The organism is Raskinella chloraquaticus (SeqCode) (genome assembly GCF_021731865.1).
Lineage (GTDB): Bacteria > Pseudomonadota > Alphaproteobacteria > Rhizobiales > UBA4765 > Raskinella > Raskinella chloraquaticus.
On sequence record NZ_JAKFWN010000016.1, the window covers coordinates 83,903 to 98,908 of the forward strand.

19 protein-coding genes are annotated in these 15,006 nt (G+C 60.7%); 9 read left to right on the forward strand and 10 right to left on the reverse strand.

The features are described 5' to 3' along the window. Positions 1-59: 59 nt before the first annotated feature. The 7 genes from ACINK1_RS06035 to ACINK1_RS06065 all read left to right on the forward strand — a co-directional run bounded on the left by ACINK1_RS06035 (position 60) and on the right by ACINK1_RS06065 (position 4,804). A complete protein-coding gene (locus ACINK1_RS06035; RefSeq protein WP_376801534.1) occupies positions 60-650 on the forward strand; it encodes a DUF1285 domain-containing protein in 591 nt (196 codons plus the stop codon). Further along, entirely contained in the window at positions 647-1,291 is a 645-nt protein-coding gene (locus ACINK1_RS06040) for a CoA pyrophosphatase (RefSeq protein WP_376801505.1), read from the forward strand. Before ACINK1_RS06035 ends, ACINK1_RS06040 begins: the two co-directional genes overlap by 4 nt. After that, positions 1,288-1,533, forward strand: coding sequence for a DUF6111 family protein (locus tag ACINK1_RS06045; protein WP_376801504.1), 246 nt, complete (start codon positions 1,288-1,290; stop codon positions 1,531-1,533). The genes ACINK1_RS06040 and ACINK1_RS06045 overlap by 4 nt, the downstream gene beginning before the upstream one ends. Beyond that, a complete protein-coding gene (locus ACINK1_RS06050; RefSeq protein WP_376801503.1) occupies positions 1,530-2,846 on the forward strand; it encodes a CCA tRNA nucleotidyltransferase in 1,317 nt (438 codons plus the stop codon). Before ACINK1_RS06045 ends, ACINK1_RS06050 begins: the two co-directional genes overlap by 4 nt. Beyond that, positions 2,843-3,664, forward strand: a complete 822-nt coding sequence (gene proC, locus ACINK1_RS06055; RefSeq protein WP_376801502.1) for a pyrroline-5-carboxylate reductase — start codon at positions 2,843-2,845, stop codon at positions 3,662-3,664. The genes ACINK1_RS06050 and proC overlap by 4 nt, the downstream gene beginning before the upstream one ends. Positions 3,665-3,733: 69 nt before the next feature. Then, the gene (locus ACINK1_RS06060; RefSeq protein ID WP_376801501.1) at positions 3,734-4,423 is read left to right on the forward strand and encodes a TetR/AcrR family transcriptional regulator; all 690 of its coding nucleotides are present in this window, start codon (positions 3,734-3,736) and stop codon (positions 4,421-4,423) included. 15 nt (positions 4,424-4,438) lie between these two features. Next, a complete protein-coding gene (locus ACINK1_RS06065; protein WP_376801500.1) occupies positions 4,439-4,804 on the forward strand; it encodes a tRNA-binding protein in 366 nt (121 codons plus the stop codon). 21 nt (positions 4,805-4,825) lie between these two features. Here the strand turns inward: ACINK1_RS06065 and ACINK1_RS06070 are convergent, their stop codons facing one another. The 7 genes from ACINK1_RS06070 to ACINK1_RS06100 all read right to left on the reverse strand — a co-directional run bounded on the left by ACINK1_RS06070 (position 4,826) and on the right by ACINK1_RS06100 (position 11,547). After that, positions 4,826-5,197: a YidB family protein gene (locus tag ACINK1_RS06070; protein WP_376801499.1), complete on the reverse strand. Its 372-nt coding sequence runs from the start codon at positions 5,195-5,197 to the stop codon at positions 4,826-4,828. Between the two features lie 26 nt (positions 5,198-5,223). Continuing rightward, positions 5,224-5,751: an adenine phosphoribosyltransferase gene (locus ACINK1_RS06075; protein WP_376801498.1), complete on the reverse strand. Its 528-nt coding sequence runs from the start codon at positions 5,749-5,751 to the stop codon at positions 5,224-5,226. An 8-nt stretch (positions 5,752-5,759) separates the two neighbouring features. After that, a complete protein-coding gene (locus ACINK1_RS06080) occupies positions 5,760-6,641 on the reverse strand; it encodes an S-methyl-5'-thioadenosine phosphorylase (RefSeq protein WP_376801497.1) in 882 nt (293 codons plus the stop codon). A gap of 114 nt (positions 6,642-6,755) precedes the next feature. Beyond that, positions 6,756-7,616 (reverse strand): cytochrome c1, encoded by an 861-nt coding sequence (locus ACINK1_RS06085; protein ID WP_376801496.1) that lies wholly within the window; start codon positions 7,614-7,616, stop codon positions 6,756-6,758. Positions 7,617-7,621: 5 nt separating this feature from the next. Continuing rightward, positions 7,622-8,905: a cytochrome bc complex cytochrome b subunit gene (locus ACINK1_RS06090; protein ID WP_376801495.1), complete on the reverse strand. Its 1,284-nt coding sequence runs from the start codon at positions 8,903-8,905 to the stop codon at positions 7,622-7,624. Between the two features lie 23 nt (positions 8,906-8,928). Beyond that, positions 8,929-9,453 carry a ubiquinol-cytochrome c reductase iron-sulfur subunit gene (gene petA, locus ACINK1_RS06095; protein ID WP_376801494.1) on the reverse strand — a complete coding sequence of 175 codons (525 nt, stop codon included), beginning with the start codon at positions 9,451-9,453 and terminating at the stop codon, positions 8,929-8,931. 243 nt (positions 9,454-9,696) lie between these two features. Continuing rightward, on the reverse strand, positions 9,697-11,547 hold the full coding sequence (locus ACINK1_RS06100; protein WP_376801493.1) for an ABC transporter ATP-binding protein: 1,851 nt from the start codon (positions 11,545-11,547) through the stop codon (positions 9,697-9,699). Between the two features lie 90 nt (positions 11,548-11,637). On the opposite strand from ACINK1_RS06100, the gene ACINK1_RS06105 reads away from it, so the two are divergent. Continuing rightward, the gene (locus tag ACINK1_RS06105) at positions 11,638-12,135 is read left to right on the forward strand and encodes a tRNA (cytidine(34)-2'-O)-methyltransferase (RefSeq protein WP_376801492.1); all 498 of its coding nucleotides are present in this window, start codon (positions 11,638-11,640) and stop codon (positions 12,133-12,135) included. Positions 12,136-12,137: 2 nt separating this feature from the next. Then, positions 12,138-13,034, forward strand: coding sequence for an oxygen-dependent coproporphyrinogen oxidase (gene hemF / locus ACINK1_RS06110; protein ID WP_376801491.1), 897 nt, complete (start codon positions 12,138-12,140; stop codon positions 13,032-13,034). Between the two features lie 10 nt (positions 13,035-13,044). Here the strand turns inward: hemF and ACINK1_RS06115 are convergent, their stop codons facing one another. The 3 genes from ACINK1_RS06115 to ACINK1_RS06125 all read right to left on the reverse strand — a co-directional run bounded on the left by ACINK1_RS06115 (position 13,045) and on the right by ACINK1_RS06125 (position 15,004). Then, positions 13,045-13,836 carry a response regulator gene (locus ACINK1_RS06115; protein ID WP_376801490.1) on the reverse strand — a complete coding sequence of 264 codons (792 nt, stop codon included), beginning with the start codon at positions 13,834-13,836 and terminating at the stop codon, positions 13,045-13,047. Between the two features lie 116 nt (positions 13,837-13,952). Further along, the gene (locus ACINK1_RS06120; protein WP_376801533.1) at positions 13,953-14,453 is read right to left on the reverse strand and encodes a YbjN domain-containing protein; all 501 of its coding nucleotides are present in this window, start codon (positions 14,451-14,453) and stop codon (positions 13,953-13,955) included. Positions 14,454-14,719: 266 nt separating this feature from the next. Continuing rightward, positions 14,720-15,004 carry an accessory factor UbiK family protein gene (locus tag ACINK1_RS06125; RefSeq protein WP_376801489.1) on the reverse strand — a complete coding sequence of 95 codons (285 nt, stop codon included), beginning with the start codon at positions 15,002-15,004 and terminating at the stop codon, positions 14,720-14,722. Positions 15,005-15,006 lie beyond the last annotated feature (2 nt).

Below are 15,006 nucleotides of genomic sequence, written 5' to 3' on the forward strand. Positions count from 1 at the left end.
TTTGGCATCGACGGGCAGTCCATTATGCAGTGAGAAGCCGGCATGATGGCAAATTCGAGATGGAGCAGAAGGCGTTGGCTGCAAGCCCGACAGCAATTGCAGGACTTGAAGGGCAGTTGCGCCAGGCGCGCGGGGGTCCTGATAGCTGGAATCCGCCCTTCTGCGGCGATATCGACATGCGAATCGCTGTCGATGGCACCTGGTATTATCTTGGGACGCCGATTGGCCGGCGGCCATTGGTCAAGCTCTTCTCGTCCGTCCTGCGCCGCGAGGAGGACGGGCGCTATTATCTGGTGACACCGATCGAGAAAGTCGGGATCAAGGTCGATGATGCGCCCCTCCATGCGGTTGAAATGGCGGTTGAGGGCGCGGGCGCGGCTCAGGTTTTGCGCTTTCGCTGCCTGACGGATGAATGGGTTGAAGCAGGAAGCCCTCATCCGTTGCGCTTTTCACGCAGCGCACCCGGCACCTTGCGCCCCTATGTTCATGTGCGCCACCGGCTGGAGGCGCTGATTGCAAGGGCCGTCTATTACGATCTCGTCGCTCTTGGCTGCGAGGAGGATGTCGCCGGCGAACAGATGTTCGGTGTTTGGTCGGCGGGACGCTTTTTCCCGATGGCGAAGGCCAGCGAAATCGTGGCTGCATCATGAGAGCGGCTGGCTTTGCCCTGGACGATTTCATCGATCGGGCGCGAGGACGCCTCGACCCGTCACCGCATTTTGGCGAAGAGACGGCTGATAGCGGTGATCACGAGCTTGATCCGACGCTGATAAGTTTGCGTGCGCCTGGCCCTCGAAAGCTTGCAGCTGTGCTTGTGGGTATCATCAAACGTGACGAGCCCAGCCTGTTACTGACGCAGCGCACCAGCCATTTGCCATCGCATGCCGGCCAAATAGCCTTTCCCGGCGGCAAGATCGATGCGGATGACGCGTCACCGCTGATCGCGGCGCTGCGCGAAGCGGAAGAGGAGGTGGGGCTTCATCGCGGGCATGTTGACTGCCTGGGCTATCTTGACCCTTATCAGACGACGACGGGCTTTCGAATCATGCCGGTGGTGGCACTCGTTGATCCCGGGCATCGATTGACGCTGAATGAAAATGAGGTGGCAGATGCCTTCGAAGTGCCGCTCGCTTTCCTCATGGATCCTGCCAACCATCACGAGCATAGCCGCGAATTTCGTGGCCGTGACCGCCATTATTATGCCATGCCTTTTGGCGAGCGCTATATCTGGGGAGCAACGGCGGGCATGATCCGCCGCCTCTACCAGCGGCTCTACACGGATCAGACATGAGCAGTGTTGTTCTTTTCAATGTCGTTCTTTTTCTGATCCCCTTTGTGCTGTACGCCGTTTATCTCTTTGTCGCCGAGCGCAACCCCTTCCACCTGTCGTCGTGGGACAAGAAGCGCCTGGTCTGGCTTGGCGTGGCGGGTGTGCTGATCATCGCCTTGATGGTCGGTGTCATCGGCCCCAATGTCGGTCGCCAACTGTTCGGGCGCAATGAGGCCGGTGAAGCGGCCAGCCAACGCCCATGATGCCGGCTGTGTCGCTGGCTGGTTCGGCGTTCCTGCAAGCGCCCCGGACTGCCCGCCTCCTTGCGGTTCTTGATCCGGGTGGTGATGGCGCGGTGACCCGGATCGTCGGCGGGGCAGTCCGCAATGCGCTGATGGGCGAGCCGGCGGGCGACATTGATTGCGCCACCACGCTGACGCCTGATGCTGTGGTTGAGCTTGCAAGCGCAAGGAACCTGCGCACGGTTCCAACCGGCATCCGGTTTGGCACGGTGACGGTGCTTGTCGACGGCACCCCCTTCGAAGTGACGACGCTGCGCCGCGATGTCACGAGCGACGGGCGGTGGGCTGAAGTAGCGTTTGGCAATGACTGGCTGGAAGATGCGCAGCGGCGCGATTTCACGATCAATGCGCTTTACTGCGATGCTCAAGGGCGGATCCATGACCCTTTAGGGGGTTATGATGATGTGATTGCCCGGCGTGTGCGGTTCATCGGTGATGCGCACCAACGCATCGCTGAGGATTATCTGCGCGTGCTGCGGTTTTTTCGCTTTCACGCCTGGTATGGCAGGGGTGCCCCCGATGCTGCGGGCTTTCACGCCTGCGCCACGGCGCGCCGCCACATGGGACAGCTTTCTGCCGAGCGCCTGCGCCAGGAAATGCTCAAATTCCTGTCTGCTCCTGAGTGCGTCGGCGCTCTTCGTGCATTCGCCGACACCGGGGTGCTGATCGATCTGGTCGGCGTACCGGCCGTCGGGTGCCTTGAGCGGCTGGTGGCGCTTGAAAAGGCTCACGCGCGCGCGCCTTTTCCCGTGCTGAGGCTTGCTGCGTTAGCGGTCAGGATCGAAGAGGATGCGGAGCGTCTCACCGCGAGATTGCGCTTGTCGCGGGCCGAAAGCCGGTTTCTTGCAGATATGGGACGCTGGGGCCGGAGGCTCGCCGGCGACACAAGCCAGCATGGCCATCGTCTGGCGCAGGAAGCGCTTGGCCAAGACTACGCCCACGCCCATCTCTTTGGCTGGGCGCTCTCGCGCGACGAGGCAACAGATCCGCGCCGGCATGAGCTTGCTGATCTCGCCACGCGTGATCCGGTGCCGGTCTTTCCACTCAAAGGGGAGGATATGCTGTCGCTCGGGATCGCCGCCGGGAAGGCGATTGGCGATGGGCTGGCGACAGCCCGCGCGCTTTGGATTGCCAGTGATTTCCGCCTTGGGCGCGAGGCCTTGCTGGCGCATATGACAACAGACATAAAGCGCGCTGGCGTTTGCGCCCTTGAGCCTTCCGCCAGGGTGTTGTCGATTGGCGGCGGGGGAATTTCAGGCAAGGAGACCTCATGACGAGCGAACTCACGCACATCTCCCGCCTTGCCCTGGTCGGTTGTGGAAAGATGGGCGGCGCGCTGCTGGAGGGATGGCTGCGTCTTGGCCTGGCGGCCAGTGCGGTTGCGGTCATCGACCCTCATCTGCCGGATGGCACGGGCGCCGACCTGCGCAAACGCGGCGTATCGGTCAACATGGCGCTGCAGCCTGCCGAGATTGTTGTCATTGCCGTCAAGCCGCAGGCGCTTGATGCTGTTCTGCCGTCCTTGCGGCCTTTGCTTCGCCCATCAACGCTGGTGATTTCAGTCGTCGCGGGAAAAACCATGGCGCAGTTTGCCGCGAGGCTTGGCGAGGCTGTGGCAATCATCCGCACCATCCCCAACACGCCGGCAGCGGTTGGGCGCGGCATCACGGTCGGGGTTGCCAATGAAAGGGTGACGATTGAACAGCGGGCGCTTGCTGCGATGCTTCTGGGCGCTGTTGGTCAGTTTGAGTGGATGGAGGACGAAGCGTTGATGAACGCGGTGACGGCGGTGTCGGGCTCGGGCCCCGCCTATGTCTTTCATCTGGTGGAAGCGTTGGCGGCGGCGGGCGTGGCGCAGGGACTGCCGGCGGATCTGGCCGCAAAGCTCGCGCGGGTGACGGTCGAGGGGGCGGGTGAACTCCTCCATCAATCGGCCCTCGACCCGGCAATCCTGCGTCAGAACGTCACGTCGCCCGGCGGCACGACGGCTGCAGCGCTATATCACCTGATGGATGGCGATAGCGGCTTTCCGCCCCTGCTCGCCAAAGCAATTGCAGCGGCAACCGCACGTGGCCGCGAACTGGCGGGATAGACGGCTGCCGCGTCGCGTTGCCTTTGTGCGGGATTGGTCTAAGACACGGACGATCGGAGAGTTGGCACCATGACTGATGAACGAAAGAATGACCCCGTCGTCGATGCGCTGTTCGCCCTTCTCAGCGATTATGCCTATCGCGATGTGACGCTGGCGATGGTGGCGGAAAAGGCCGGTGTCAGCCTGGCGGTGCTGCGTGGCACGACGGGCAGCAAGTTTGCGATCCTGGAGCGGTTTGCCGCCGCAATTGATGCAGAGGTGCTCGCCGGTCTTGACCCTGAGCTTGATCAGGAAGGTGCCCATGAGCGGCTGTTCGATATTCTGATGCGCCGGCTTGACGTGCTGCTGCCCCATCGCGAGGCGATCCGCTCGCTGCGCGACGGCGCGCGCGAGGACCCGGCGCTGGCGCTTGGCCTGTGGAGGCTCGCCACGCGCTCGCAACGCTGGATGCTGGCTGGCGCGGATCTGGCAAGTGAGGGCGCGCGCGGTCACATCGCTGCTCGCGGCCTGGCGCTGAGCTTTGCGCGGCTCATTGATGTCTGGCTTGATGATGAAGACCCCGGCCTGGCGCCCACCATGGCAGCGCTCGACGCCAGCCTGCGGCGCGGCGAGCGGGCGATGCGCGCCCTCGACACGCTCCATCGTTTGACGGCGCCACTGCGCCTTCTTGTCGGGCGGGCGATTGACGGCAGGCGCCGCAGGGCCAGCGGCGCGCGTCATGCGGCTGATGATGAGGCCGGCATTTCCACCCGCCATTGACAGGATCGCGATGCGATGAGCGCGCAGTCGACCAATCATTCCCCGGCGTTGATCACCTATGGCGATTTTGAGCAGGTGGATATCCGCGTCGGGACGATTATCGCGGTCGATCCCTTCCCGGAAGCGCGCAAACCGGCATGGAAACTGACGATTGATTTCGGGGCTGAACTGGGAACGCGCCGCTCCTCGGCGCAGATCACCCGGCATTACCAGCCCGACGATCTCGTCGGGCGCCAGGTGGCAGCGGTGGTGAATTTTCCGCCGCGACAGATAGGCAAATTCATGTCGCAGGTGCTGACGCTCGGCTTTCCCGATGCCGATGGCGAGGTCGTCCTCATCAGCCCTGAGCGTCAGGTTCCCAATGGCGGCCGGCTGTTCTGAAGCCGGCCGGCAGCGATGTCCTCAATGGGATTGCAGCGTGCCGTGCGGGCTCATCTTGTCGATAATGGCTGGCAGGTATTGCGACATCGCCTGTGACACCATGTCGGGCGAAATGCCGAATTTCGCTGCCAGTTCGCCCAGTTGCGAGGAGCCGAGCGCGCTGGTGATCTGGCTTGCCTCAACCGGCATGTTCTGGCCGCTGCCGAGCCAGGATTGTACGTGCTGTCCCAGGCCCGCCTGTTCCAGTTGCTGCAACAAGCCGCCGGCGCCACCCGAAACACCATTCTGCAGCATCTGGGTGACAATATTTGACAGCATGTCGCCGCCGCCCTGCTGACCCTGGCCGCCCATGGCGCCCTTGATCAGATTGAAAACCATGTCCATCAATGACATATGTACCTCCTGTGCTCGTCCGTTCTTCAATGCCCCGGAAATGCGACGAGCGTACGAACGGGCACGCCGAGCGCCTCAATCTTCGCCCTGCCACCCAGATCGGGCAGATCAATGATGAAGCAGCAGGCTATCACGTCAGCGCCGAGCGACAGAAGGAGTTTGGTTGCCGCTTCCGCTGTTCCGCCAGTTGCCACCAGATCGTCGACAATAACGACTTTTTCTCCCTGCAGCACGGCATCCTTGTGGACCTCCATGCTGTCGACGCCGTATTCGAGTGAATAGGCAATCGATATCGTCTCATGAGGCAATTTGCCCTTTTTGCGGATCGGTACGAAGCCAGCCGACAGCTGATGGGCAACCGCGCCGCCAAGAATGAAACCGCGCGCCTCGATCCCGGCGACCTTGTCGATCTTGAGACCGGCATAGGGCTGTACCAGCTCATCGACGGCGCGGCGGAACGCCTGGGCGTTGCCGAGAAGCGTGGTGATGTCCCGAAACAGAATGCCTGGTTTCGGGTAATCGGGAATGGTGCGGATACTGTCGATGAGGGTCATGTCGGGCCTTATCTGCGGGTCAGTACGCGCCCGGCGACGGCGTCGAGCTTGGCGAGAAGGGCGGGGTCGCGCGCCTCCGGTGCGGTGATGATGGCATATTCCAGCGCCCGGTCGCTGCCGGCCGGGCAGGGCTGGTTGTCGCGAGGAAAATCGCGGGCAAGGCGCAGGACGAGGCGCTGGGCCGACGAGACATTGGCATGCATCTGGGCGATGATCGACTGGATATCCACTTCGCCGTGATGAGGATGCCAGCTGTCGAAATCGGTCACCATGGCAACCGTGCAATACTTGAGCTCGGCCTCGCGGGCGAGTTTGGCTTCCGGCATGTTGGTCATGCCTATGACGTCGCAATTCCATATCTCGCGATAGAGCTTGGATTCAGCAAGCGTTGAAAATTGCGGACCTTCCATTGCCAGATAGGTGCCACCGAGGGTGTGGGGTATGGCCTCTGCCTTGAGCGCGGCGCCGACCGCGGCCTGCAGGCCGGGGGCGACCGGCTGGGCAAGCGAGACATGGGCCACGCAGCCCTGGCCAAAAAAGCTCTTGGCGCGCGCAATTGTCCGGTCAATGAACTGATCGACAAGAACGAATGTACCGGGCGGCATGGTTTCTCGAAACGAGCCGCAGGCGGACAGGGAGACGACATCGGTCACACCGGCACGCTTCAGAATATCGATATTGGCGCGGTAATTGATTTCTGACGGGCTGTAGCGATGGCCGCGCCCATGACGGGGCAGAAAGACAATCTTCAGATCGTCGATGGTGCCGATGCGCAGCGCGTCCGATGGTTCTCCCCACGGGGATGAGATGGGCTGCCAGTGCGCATCTTTCAACTCGGGCAGATCATAGACACCTGATCCGCCGATAATTCCCAGCACTGATGCCGACATCGCTGTTACCCCGGTCCGTCAAGAAAGCACTATACGTGAAAAAGGGGCCTCGCAGCCCCCTCGTCAACCCTGGCGCGGCCGCCTCAGCCGCCGCACGCGCAATGTCAAATCTGCTTAATGCGGCAGATCGCTCCACACCTTCTTTTTGGTGAAATAGAGCAGTCCGGCGAAAATAACGAGGAAAATAATCGCCTGGAAGCCAATGCGCTTGCGCTCTTCAAGCTTCGGCTCCGCCGCCCACATGAGAAAGGCGGTCACATCGCGCGCGTAATTTTCAATCGTTGCCGGCGTCCCGTCCTGGTAGGTGACCTGCCCGTCAGCGGCGAGCATGTTTGGCATGGCGATATTGTTGCCGGGGAAATATTTGTTGAAATACGAGCCCTGCGGCGGCTCGCTGCCGGCGGGTGCGTCGGCGTAACCGACCAATAAGCCGTAAAGATAGTCAGGTCCGGTCTCGATGTTGCGCCCGGTCACGGCATCAAACACGAAGAGCGGGAAGCCGCGCGGCGAGGTGCGGGCTTTCGCCATCACTGACAGATCGGGCGGGACCTTGCCATAGGTGTCTTCGGCGAGTTTCTTGTTGGGGAACGGGTTGGCGAAGCGGTCTTTCAACTCGGCCGGGCGCATCACCGGTTCGCCCTTGTCGTCCTTGTCGGCGACCTTGAATTCGGCGGCGATCGCTTTGGCTTGCGCCTCGGGGAATTGTGGTCCGCCGGTCTGCGTCAGATTGCGGTAAGAGAGGAGGTCAAGGCCATGACAGGCGGAACAGACTTCCTTGTAGATCTGGAAACCGCGTTGCAGCTGCGCCCGGTCGAAGGTGCCGAAGGGGCCGGAGAACGACCATTTCTGGACGGGCGGCAATTCCTGTTCATGTCCATGGCCATCCTGGGCGATGGCGGCATGGATTGACATGCCAAGCGACAGGCCAAGGAAGGCAGCGAGCAGAGGCGATGTTCTGGTCATTAGATTGGTCATAGGTCTCAGCCCTTGCGCTCTGGCATAGCGGTGGCACCGGCGGGTGTTCCCGATCCGCCCATTCCACCTGCACCGAGCACGGATTCGGTGATCGACATCGGCAGGGGCTTTGTCTTTTCCACAAATCCCAGGAGCGGAAGAATGACGAAGAAATGCATGAAGTAGTAGACCGTACAGATCCGTCCGGCGACCACGTACAGGCCTTCCGGCGGCTTCGAGCCGAGATAGCCCAGAATCACGCAGACAACGGCGAAGATCCAGAAGAACTGGCGGTAGAGCGGGCGGTAGCGGGCGGAGCGCACCTTCGACGTATCAAGCCAGGGCAGCAGGAACAGGACGGCAATCGACCCGAACATCGCCAGCACACCGCCAAGCTTGTCGGGGATGGCGCGCAGGATGGCGTAGAAGGGCAGGAAGTACCATTCAGGAACGATATGAGCCGGCGTCACCAGCGGGTTGGCCGGGATGTAATTGTCCGGATGGCCGAGATAGTTCGGGTTAAAAAACACGAACCAGAAGAAAAGGATGAGGAACACCACCATGGCAAAACCATCCTTCACCGTCGCATAGGGGGTGAAGGGCACGACATCGCTGTTCTGCTTGACCTCGACGCCGGTCGGATTGTTCTGCCCCGTTACATGGAGCGCCCAGAGATGAAGAGCGACGACGCCGGCGATCATGAAGGGCAGCAGGAAGTGCAGCGAAAAGAAGCGGTTCAGGGTGGGATTATCGACGGCAAAGCCGCCCCACAGCCAGGTGACAATCGATTCGCCAACGAGAGGGAGGGCGGAAAAAAGATTGGTGATGACGGTTGCGCCCCAAAACGACATCTGTCCCCAGGGCAGCACATAGCCCATGAAGGCGGTCGCCATCATCAGCAGGAAGATGATGACACCGAGGATCCACAGCACTTCGCGCGGTTCCTTGTAAGAGCCGTAATAAAGGCCGCGGAAAATGTGGATGTAGACGGCGATGAAGAACATCGAGGCGCCGTTGGTGTGCAGGTAGCGGATCATCCAGCCATAATTGACGTCGCGCATGATGTGCTCGACGCTGTTGAAGGCCAGATCGACATGGGGCGTGTAATGCATCGCCAGCACGATGCCGGTCAGGATCTGCGCGCCCAGGCAAAGCGTGAGAATACCGCCGAAGGTCCAGAAATAGTTCAGATTGCGCGGCACTGGAAAACCGACGAACTGGTCATACATCATCCGCGGCAGCGGCAGACGCTTGTCGAGCCAGCGCTCGAAACCGGTTTTGGGCTGATAGGTCGAAGCGTGTCCGGACATCGAAGGCTCCGTGGGTTGTTGGTTCAGCCGATGCGAACGAGGCTATCGGAAGCGAAAGTATAGGCGGGGACCTCGAGGTTCTTTTGCGCTGGACCTTTGCGCACGCGCCCCGAAGTGTCGTAAAGTGACCCATGGCAGGGGCAGAACCAGCCATTATAGGCGCCCTGATAGCCAAGCGGCACGCAACCAAGATGGGTGCACACGCCAATCAGGATCAACCATTCCGGTTTCTGTACGCGCTTCTGGTCAGTCTCGGGGTCGCTGAGATCGGCAAGCTTCGCATCGGTCGCCGCCTTGATCTCGGCTTCGGTGCGGCGGCGGATGAAAACCGGCTTGCCGCGCCACAGAACCGTAATCATCTGGCCCTGCTTGACCGACGCGATATTCACCTCAACCGACGCAAGCGCCAATGTTGATGCATCAGGGTTCATCTGGGCGATGAACGGCCAGACCGCGCCGGCGCCGCCGACGGCTGCGGCCGCCCCGGTTGCCAGATAAATAAAGTCGCGGCGGGTGGTACCACTATGCGCTGACATGGTTTCAACCATCGTCGACGATCCTCTCAAGCCCCACAGCCGGGTGTCCCGGCCCTAAATTCTGTCTGTTCAATCATTCATTGGAGCGAACAGATCACACCTTTCGCACCCAATAGCCCGACAGATCCAGCGGCGGTTTCTTGCACGCAAGCCGCCACCATGTCCAGACTACGATTGGCGCAATTGCGCAACAATAGAAGGCAATCAAGGAATTACCAGATATTTCGTGCGTTTATGACGCAGCAATCGGCGCGCTCAGGCGGCCGCCAATCCCAGAAATCCACCTGATTGTCGCGCCCACAGGCGCGCATAGAGGCCGCCGCGGTGAATGAGATCGGCGTGCGTCCCTTCCTCGACGATTCGCCCGTCATCCATGACGACCAGACGATCAAGCGCGGCAATGGTTGACAGGCGGTGGGCGATCACCATCGCCGTTTTACCGTGCATGAGGTCGGCAAGACTGCTCTGGATGGCTGCTTCAATCTCCGAATCAAGGGCTGAAGTGGCTTCATCCAGCACGAGGATTGGTGCATTCTTGAGCAGAATGCGGGCGATGGCGATGCGCTGGCGTTGACCGCCAGACAATTTCACACCGCGCTCACCCACACGGGCGGCGTAGCCGGCATTGCCATCCTTGTCACCCAGTCCAAGGATGAAATCATGCGCCTGAGCCGCCTTGGCGGCGGCAATGATCTCATGTTCGCCCGCTTCGGTGCGACCATAGCGGATATTCTCCTCGATCGAACGATGGAGGAGGGCGTTGTCCTGGGTGACGACGCCGATCGAGCGGCGCAGGCTCTCTTGGCGCACGCCAGCGATATCCTGTCCGTCGATGCGGATGGCGCCTCCCTCGACCTCGTGGAGGCGCAACATCAGCGAGACAATGGTCGATTTTCCAGCTCCCGACGGGCCGACAATGCCGACTTTCTCGCCTGGCGCGATGCGCAGATTGAGATGATCGATGATGCCTTTGCCCTTGCCGTAATGGAAGGTGACATTATCGAAGACGATCTCGCCGCGGGGTACTGCAAGTTCGCCGGCGGCTGGCGCATCAACCAGCGTGTGCGGCTTGGCGATGGTGTCCATGCTCTCCTGAACAGTGCCCACATTCTCGAAGATCGAGCGCACGAGATGCATCACCCAGCGCGACATGTCGTTGAGGCGCATCACCATGGCAAGTGCTGCGCCCGCCTCGCCGACACTCATCGCTCCTTCACGCCACAGCGACAGCGAGAGAGTGCCCGTTGACAGCAGCAGCAGCGTGTTGAGCAAGATGAGCACGGATACAGCAATGGTCAGCAGGCGCAGCGTATCAAGGCCAAGCCGTGTATGGCGCTCGATTGCCGCCTTGACTGCCGAGCGCTCCTGATGGTCGCGGGCAAACAGCTTGACGGTCAGGATGTTGGTGTAGGAATCGACGATGCGGCCAAGAAGCGCCGAGCGAGCTTCCGACTGCTTGGCCGACAGCGCCACGGCGCGCGGCACGAAATGACGCAGCAGCAAGCTATAGGCAATCGCCCAGGCAAGAATCGGCAGACCGAAGACCATGTTGATGTTGGTGAACGCCACGAAGGCGACGACGACGTAAATGACCACATAGGCCATGTTGTCGAGGGTCTCCAGGGTCACGGCCTGGATCGCCGGGCCCGACTGCATGACGCGGTTGGCGAGCCTGCCGGCGAAATCGCTCTGAAAATAATTGAGCGAATGGCCGAGCGTGTAGAGATGGGTGCGCCAGCGCACGCGGCTGTAGATCGGTGTCACAAGCGCCTGATTGAGGACGACCTCGCCCAGGATCATCAGCGCCGGACGGACAATGGCGACAAACAGCGCCAGCCCGGCCAGGATCGCGCCATGGGTGATGAGAATATCGGCCGGCTGACTTGAAACCAGAAGATCAACAAAGCGCCCGGCCAGCAAGATCATGCCCGATTCCATCACGCCTATGGCCAGCGCGAAGGCAAAATTCACCGCCACCAGGCCACGGAAAGGGGCGATGTAATGCCAGATGAACGCGCCGACGCGGGCAGGCGGCGTTACTTTGTCATCAAAAGGCGCGAAAGGATCGATGCGCTGCTCGAACCAGGCGAAGAAGCGTGACAACATGGGAATGACTTTGCAAAAAGGCCGAAGGGCGCGGGGTTTGACACCCCTTTCGTGGCACTATCGTGACGTGGGGAAGGGCGGTCAAGCGAGATGGACGCGGTGCAACGACCTGAACTTGCGCTTTATCAGCCGGACATTGCTCAGAATACCGGAACATTGCTGCGTCTGTGCGCCTGTCTCGGGGTGAGCGCCCATATCATCGAACCGGCAGGGTTCCCGGCAAGCGATCACGCCTTCCGGCGCGCTGGCCTCGATTATCTTGATCAGGTTGTGATCAGGCGACATATCCATTTCATAGCGTTTCGCGACATGGTGCGCCGAGAGGGTCGGCGGCTGGTTCTGGTGGAAACGACCGGCGCGACCACCTACGAACGATTTTCGTTCAGTGATCGCGATATCCTGATGCTGGGGCGCGAGAGCGCCGGCGTGCCGGACGAGGTGGCGCAGATATGCGATGCGAGTGTCGCGATACCGATGCGCTCAGGTTTGCGCTCGCTCAATGTGGCGATGGCGGGTGCGATGGTATTGGGAGAGGCGATGCGCCAGACAGGCCGCTTTCCTCAACCGGTGGAGGACGACGAGACGTGACGATGACATCCCCTTCGAATGACGAACTGGCGCTGCGCCAGCAGCAGGCAATGGCGTGGTTCAGCGCCTTGCGCGAGCGCATCTGTAAGGCCCTTGAAGTGATCGAGGAGGGTGCGCCGCCCGATCTCTATACCGGCCAGCCGGGGCGTTTCCTGCGCACTCCCTGGACGCGCACCGATCACAGGGGTCAAGCCGGTGGTGGCGGCGAGATGGCGATGCTGAAGGGGCGCGTCATCGAGAAGGGAGGCGTGCATGTATCGACGGTATTTGGCGAGTTTGCGCCTGAATTTCGCAAGGAAATTCCCGGTGCTGCTGACGATCCCCGCTTCTGGGCCTCAGGCCTGTCGCTCATCATCCATCCGCTGAGCCCGCATGTGCCGACGGTTCATATGAACACACGCATGGTGGTGACGACGAAACGCTGGTTTGGTGGCGGTGCTGATCTGACGCCAATGCTCGATCGCCGCCGCCAGCAGGATGATCCTGATACGCTTGCCTTCCATGCCGCCATGAAGGTGCCCTGCGAGGCGCATCCGGGGCCTGGCGATTACCCGCGCTACAAGGCGTGGTGCGACGAGTATTTTCATTTGCGCCATCGCAACGAGCCGCGTGGAATCGGCGGCATCTTTTACGATTATCTCGACAGCGGCGACTGGGCGGCTGACTTTGCCTTCACCAAAAGCGTCGGTCAGGCGTTTCTTGATGTCTATCCGCGGATCGTTGCTGCCAATATCGCCACGCCGTGGAGCGAGGCGGAGCGTGAGGAACAACTGATCCGTCGCGGGCGCTATGTCGAATTCAACCTGCTTTATGATCGCGGCACGATTTTCGGCCTGAAGACCGGCGGTAATGTCGCCTCGATCCTCTCCTCGATGCCACCCGTGGTGAAATGGCCGTAGAGCTCGCTGCTCAGGCGGCTTTCGTCAGGTAGGGCGGGTTGAGCCCGAGAAGGCGGTGCAGGACGCCGTCGACGTCGGCAGGATAAAAAGGCTTCTTGAGAAAGGCGTCCGCGCCGGCTTCAAAAGCCTCGTTCAGCTTATCGCCGCTCTGCTCGGATGACATGAGAACGACGCGGGGGGGTGTGGCGTTTTCCTTCAGGCGCTTCAGCGTGGCGATGCCGTCAAGTCCCGGCATGTTGATGTCAAGAAAGACGATCTCGGGTGCGCTGTCAGCGTTCATCCTGAGCGCCGTCTCGCCGTCAGCCGCGTCGCTGATGCGAAAACCGAAATGGCTGCTTTCGAGGACTTTGCCAACGACGCGGCGAACGGTCGAACTGTCGTCGACGATCAGCGCGCCGATACCTTGGCGCAGGCGCAGGTAATTGTTGATGATGTTGGCAAGATCGATGGGCGTGAAGGGTTTGCGCAGGAAATCATAGGCACGCAGTTTCTTCGCCAGTTGCATGACTTCGTCGGTGACGTTGGTCGACATCAGAACGGAAAAGGTCTTCACGCCGGCGGAGCGGGCCTGCGCCAACGCGTCGATGCCGCTCATTCCCGGCATGATGACGTCGATGAAGGCGAGATCGAATTGTGAATTGCGAAATTTCTCGGCGAAATCCATGCCGTCATGGGCTTCAGTCACGCTCAGCGGTACGGGGCTGTGCCCACAGGCGCGCGCAAAGGCCATGCGCACAGCTGACGAATCATCAGCAACGATAATGTTAAGCCCTTCAGAATCAAAAGAAATATCGTCAGACATTACAATCTCTTCCATCAGATCAATCGTCGGTAAGACAATTGGTGATGAGAGAGTATGCATCAACACTTATGTAAGCATGAAGAAACTGCGGCTCATATGTTTATGCGTATTTATGCCTATGCTTCTCCCATTGTCTCAAGCAGGACGGCGTCCAGCGCCTCCTTCGCGCTCTTGCCAGCCCAGACGACAAACTGGAAGGCCGGGTAATAGCGCTGGCAGGTGTCGATGGCGGTACGCAGCATCAGTTCGACCTGGCTGCGGCTGATATCGCCGCCCTCGGGGAGCATCAGGGTCTGGCGGAACATGATGACGCTCTGCTTTGCCCAGATATCGAGATGGCCAATCCACAACTGCTCATTGATGGCAGCCAGAAGCTCAAGGATTTCGCTGCGCTGGCGGTCGGCCACCTTGAAATCGAAGGCACAGGCGACATGAAGCCCGTCGATCTCTTCCATCCACGTGAAAGAGACATGGTAATCGCAATGATGGCCGTCGACCGAAATCGTGATCTCATCGTCGCTGGAACGGTCGAAAATCCAATCATTGCTCTCGGCAAGATGCTCGATGGTGTCGACTGGATTGGCAGCGATATCGGAGGGCAGATCAAGCAGGGTCATGGTCTGGTCTCGCGCGATGAGGGGAGGGCACGGCGCCATGCAGCGTCGTGTGGTGAGGGTAGCGACTGGGAACAAAGCCTCTTTTGGCAGGGCGTGGTGAACGCGACGATCAGGCGGGGCAGAAAACATCCTGCCCGGGGGCCTGCCGGTGTCTCGAGCGGTGGATGTGCCAAGGCTCTCGATTCCGTGACGTCGAATCGCGTCTTCGGCTAGTTTAAGAGCAGGGCGGAAGAGAATGGTTAATGTTTTTTTGCAATTGCCGACGCTTATCCCCGGCTGTGTGTCGCATCGGCAACGCTCAAGGCGGCAAGCTGCGCCTCGATCTTCGCCAGGCGCGTGGTGAGCGTGTCCAAATCCTCACGCGTCGTCTGAGCCAATTGACGCATCGCCTCGAAATCCTCGCGGTGCACGAGGTCCATCTGCTCGATCAGGCGCTCTGCCCGGCTGCGCATCATCGCCTCGACCTCGCGGCGCACGCCTTGTGTGGCGCCTACAGCGTCGGTCATGAGCCGCGCCAGCTCATCAAGCAGTCGATTGCTGGTCTGCGTCATGG

What these genes read in the sequence shown, in the direction of transcription:
- ACINK1_RS06060 (WP_376801501.1), top strand. Translation starts at nt 3,734, where the DNA reads ATGACTGATGAACGAAAGAATGACCCCGTCGTCGATGCGCTGTTCGCC.
- ACINK1_RS06040 (WP_376801505.1), top strand. Translation starts at nt 647, where the DNA reads ATGAGAGCGGCTGGCTTTGCCCTGGACGATTTCATCGATCGGGCGCGA.
- petA (WP_376801494.1), bottom strand. Translation starts at nt 9,453, where the DNA reads ATGGTTGAAACCATGTCAGCGCATAGTGGTACCACCCGCCGCGACTTT.
- proC (WP_376801502.1), top strand. Translation starts at nt 2,843, where the DNA reads ATGACGAGCGAACTCACGCACATCTCCCGCCTTGCCCTGGTCGGTTGT.
- ACINK1_RS06035 (WP_376801534.1), top strand. Translation starts at nt 60, where the DNA reads ATGGAGCAGAAGGCGTTGGCTGCAAGCCCGACAGCAATTGCAGGACTT.
- ACINK1_RS06070 (WP_376801499.1), bottom strand. Translation starts at nt 5,197, where the DNA reads ATGTCATTGATGGACATGGTTTTCAATCTGATCAAGGGCGCCATGGGC.
- ACINK1_RS06045 (WP_376801504.1), top strand. Translation starts at nt 1,288, where the DNA reads ATGAGCAGTGTTGTTCTTTTCAATGTCGTTCTTTTTCTGATCCCCTTT.
- ACINK1_RS06080 (WP_376801497.1), bottom strand. Translation starts at nt 6,641, where the DNA reads ATGTCGGCATCAGTGCTGGGAATTATCGGCGGATCAGGTGTCTATGAT.
- ACINK1_RS06120 (WP_376801533.1), bottom strand. Translation starts at nt 14,453, where the DNA reads ATGACCCTGCTTGATCTGCCCTCCGATATCGCTGCCAATCCAGTCGAC.
- ACINK1_RS06065 (WP_376801500.1), top strand. Translation starts at nt 4,439, where the DNA reads ATGAGCGCGCAGTCGACCAATCATTCCCCGGCGTTGATCACCTATGGC.
- ACINK1_RS06075 (WP_376801498.1), bottom strand. Translation starts at nt 5,751, where the DNA reads ATGACCCTCATCGACAGTATCCGCACCATTCCCGATTACCCGAAACCA.
- ACINK1_RS06100 (WP_376801493.1), bottom strand. Translation starts at nt 11,547, where the DNA reads ATGTTGTCACGCTTCTTCGCCTGGTTCGAGCAGCGCATCGATCCTTTC.
- hemF (WP_376801491.1), top strand. Translation starts at nt 12,138, where the DNA reads ATGACATCCCCTTCGAATGACGAACTGGCGCTGCGCCAGCAGCAGGCA.
- ACINK1_RS06050 (WP_376801503.1), top strand. Translation starts at nt 1,530, where the DNA reads ATGATGCCGGCTGTGTCGCTGGCTGGTTCGGCGTTCCTGCAAGCGCCC.
- ACINK1_RS06085 (WP_376801496.1), bottom strand. Translation starts at nt 7,616, where the DNA reads ATGACCAATCTAATGACCAGAACATCGCCTCTGCTCGCTGCCTTCCTT.
- ACINK1_RS06090 (WP_376801495.1), bottom strand. Translation starts at nt 8,905, where the DNA reads ATGTCCGGACACGCTTCGACCTATCAGCCCAAAACCGGTTTCGAGCGC.
- ACINK1_RS06125 (WP_376801489.1), bottom strand. Translation starts at nt 15,004, where the DNA reads ATGACGCAGACCAGCAATCGACTGCTTGATGAGCTGGCGCGGCTCATG.
- ACINK1_RS06115 (WP_376801490.1), bottom strand. Translation starts at nt 13,836, where the DNA reads ATGTCTGACGATATTTCTTTTGATTCTGAAGGGCTTAACATTATCGTT.
- ACINK1_RS06105 (WP_376801492.1), top strand. Translation starts at nt 11,638, where the DNA reads ATGGACGCGGTGCAACGACCTGAACTTGCGCTTTATCAGCCGGACATT.